The following is a 3,537-nucleotide window of genomic DNA, read 5'->3' on the forward strand; positions in this document are numbered from 1 at the left end:
AATTTTGCTAATAAACATAGCAAAATTATAGATGATTTCCTGACCTAAGATCACATTTTATTCTTTTTTCCACTTCAATCTAAGAATTGAGAAAAAAGCAAAAGCTTATATTATACCATAAAAAAATTATGCAAGAGGTCTTATTATGTTTCCCAAAGATGCCAATAATGTAGTTAGATTATTAAATACTTTTTTTAGCTTCTCTTTTTTAGGTATTTTGCTATTCTCTATCGTTAAAAAGCCTCTCAATATTTCCCTGTTAATTTTTGCCTTCCTGAGCATTTTTTTACCTTTAAGTACAGGAACAACACAATCAATGATGAGGTATATGATGACAATATTTCCAATATTTATTATTCTTGGATATTGGAGCCGAAAAAATTGTTATTTTTATGGATTTCTGTGATTCTTGTTTACCTATTTTTTATCCATTCTATTTCTTTGGTATGGTAATTGGGGCTGGATAGCTTAGTTGATCGTGCAGTTGAGTCAAATTACCCTAACTAATAATGCTAACATAGCTCTTTGCTCAGAGAGAGTCGATTGATTTGTTCAAAAATATCAACTAGATAGGGAATTATTGTAATCATAAATTAGAGTTATGATCAAAAATGTTACTGACATTGCCGAATATCTATATCGGTCAATAAAATCAATAACAATTACAGGATAAGCGTTTAAACTTGATCGAGATTTGCTTGATTTAAATACAAAAATACTGAATATTTATCATCATCAGGCCCTGAACGCCAGCAAAAGAAAACCCCACAGACAAAGACCCTGTAATGATAAAATCGACAATGGCGACGGCTTGGCCATTAGTATTTTTTGCGTCGGACTAGCAGGAGATAAAAGCGTGACCTTTAAGATTGGTTTACTCGGTTTCGGGGTTGTGGGGACGGGAACAGCGAAAATCCTCCTCGATCCTTTTGGTCGTCATCCCGTACTCAAAGAGATTACCATTGGACGAGTGGGAGTTAGATCCCTAGATAAACCGAGAGAAATCGAGCTTTCTCCCCAGCTGTTGACCACTGACCTAGAATCGATCGTTACTGACCCCGAAATTGATATTATTGTCGAATTATTGGGGGGTTTGGAACCGGCACGCTCTTTAATTCTCCAAGCAATCGCATCGGGGAAGCACGTTGTTACGGCAAATAAGGCGGTTATTGCCCGTTTTGGCGATGAAATCTACGCCAAGGCCAGTGAAAAAGGGGTTTATGTCCTCCTAGAAGCGGCCGTGGGTGGTGGCATTCCCGTCATTAAACCCTTAAAACAATCCCTCGGCGCTAATCGCATCAGCAGCATCATGGGAATTGTCAACGGCACAACTAACTATATTCTCACGGAAATGAGCCAAAAAGGGGCAGATTTTAGCGAAGTGCTGGCCAAAGCTCAGGAATTAGGCTATGCAGAAGCGGATCCGACTGCGGACGTGGATGGATTCGACGCGGCCGATAAAATTGCCATTTTAGCTTCTTTGGGTTTTGGAGGTCGGGTAAAACGGGAAGATGTTTACTGTGAAGGTATCCGGCAAGTTAGCGCCGTCGATATCGCCTACGCTGATAGACTGGGATTTGTGATTAAATTATTAGCGATCGCGAAAGATACGGTTAAGGAAGATTCCGATACCCTAGAGTTGCGGGTTCATCCGACCCTAGTACCGAAAACCCATCCCCTCGCTAATGCTAACGGGGTCTATAACGCTATTCTCGTCGAGGGGGAACCCTTGGGCCAAGTGATGTTTTATGGACCCGGTGCCGGTAGCGGACCGACGGCCAGCGCGGTAGTATCGGATGTGATGAATATCGTCGGAATTTTAAAAAGTAGTGGCAAAACCAAGGAACTTGACCCGCTTTTAAGCTGTATTCACCAGCATTATTGTCAAATCGCCCCGATGGAGTCGTTATCGACCCGTTTTTATGCCCGTTTTCTCTGTCGCGATGTGCCGGGGGTAATCGGTCATTTAGGTATGGCTTTCGGCGACCAGGGGGTTAGTCTAGAATCCGTGGTACAAATTGGTATTAGGGGTGATTTAGCCGAAATTGTCGTTGTCACCCACGATGTGCGCGAGGGCAATTTCCGCAACGCTTTAGCGGCAATAGAGTCTTTAGAAGCTATTGACAGTATTCCTAGTATTCTCCGGGTTTTGTAATTATAGAGATCGCTTTTTTATGGTCATGGGTCGGAGAATCAGAAGTGAGAAAAGTTGGCTAAGTTTAACTAGCACAATTTTGTTATTTTGTCTAGGTTTTTTGGGCTTAAATCAAAAATTAATTTTTGCCCAAGGGTCTGATAATGTTTGTCCCCTACCGATTTTATCAAGGTTACAACGCCATAAAATCCAAGCGGGAGAAACGATCCCCTCCATCGCCGCAAAATACGCTCTTATCCCGGCAACGATAATTAAACTCAATCCGACTATTCTCAAAAATGGTTCGGCCCCCGTGGGGAAAGAAATCTTTATTCCCCCGATGAACGGCATTCGCATCGAAGCACCCAAGGGTTCCACTTGGCGAGATTTAGAAGCTGCCTATGGTATTCGTGCCGATATCCTCTTTGAGCTTAACGGTTGTGGTCGTCGGCCGACAATAGTTTTTATCCCCGGCACCAATTGGTCCGCCACGGGCAAGCGCTCGGATTATACTGGATTAAGTTCTTATCCCTTACCCTTAGCCAGCACTGTCGGATTAGCCTACGGTTGGCAAAAAAGCCCCACGGAACAGAAAAATCTCTTTCATAGTGGTATTGATCTTCTCGCAAATGTTGGTACAAATGTTTTAGCTGCCGAGGATGGTCTAGTGATTTATGTGGGTCAGGAGGGAGCTTATGGTAATTTGGTAGTAATTAATCATTTAGGTCGCCGGCAGACCCGTTATGCCCATTTAAGCAGGGTTACAGTGAGAATTGACCAACGGGTACGAGCAGGAGACGTTATCGGTGCGGTTGGCACCACGGGACAACCGGATATTATTCCCCCCCATCTTCATTTTGAGGTGCGCTTAGATACTCCCGTCGGTTGGACAGCGCAGGATCCCGCTTTGCATTTGCCCCAAATCGGCCCGCAATCAAGTCAAAAGTAAACGGTTAAGTGGGATTATTGATTTATTTAGGGCTTGCTGAATAATGGTAAAACCCTTTTACAATAAGGCTTTTGACCTGTTAAAGTCCGATGTTCATGCGGCGAAAATAGGATTGGGACTTTCAAAAACCTTGCATTATCCTTCTTGTAGTACATAGCTTGGTACAAAAACCAAGGGCAACAAAGCCCGAAACGACCGGCTACTGACTCCTGACTCCTACCCCCAGGAAAAACTTTTTCAGCAGACCCTATTTAACTTTGACAAAGGGAAACTTATTTTGGAACCCTAACCTATCAACTCCCAGGGTTAATACAACCCACATTCCGCACCCTAAGTGTCACAACGTCTCAAAAGAGGAAGATGCCTGAGTCAAAATACTTATCTAGAGGAGTGAGTTGGCGGCAAGCTGCCACCAACTAAGCCGAAAATTTCAGGGTTCCCCCGGTCATTCTCA

Annotated in this window: 2 protein-coding genes; both read left to right on the forward strand. The window is 43.2% G+C overall.

Going from position 1 to position 3,537, the window contains the following annotated elements:
* Window positions 1-856 precede the first annotated feature (856 nt).
* A complete protein-coding gene (locus tag O9290_RS08455; protein ID WP_043999341.1) occupies window positions 857-2,155 on the forward strand; it encodes a homoserine dehydrogenase in 1,299 nt (432 codons plus the stop codon).
* A gap of 19 nt (window positions 2,156-2,174) precedes the next feature.
* Entirely contained in the window at window positions 2,175-3,083 is a 909-nt protein-coding gene (locus O9290_RS08460; protein WP_288054636.1) for a LysM peptidoglycan-binding domain-containing M23 family metallopeptidase, read from the forward strand.
* Window positions 3,084-3,537: the final 454 nt, after the last annotated feature.

Source organism: Microcystis sp. LE19-41.2A, from assembly GCF_027530405.1.
Lineage (GTDB): Bacteria > Cyanobacteriota > Cyanobacteriia > Cyanobacteriales > Microcystaceae > Microcystis > Microcystis aeruginosa.

Excerpts from the sequence above, each read along its gene's own strand:
- O9290_RS08460 (WP_288054636.1), top strand. The coding sequence starts at position 2,175 with ATGGTCATGGGTCGGAGAATCAGAAGTGAGAAAAGTTGGCTAAGTTTA.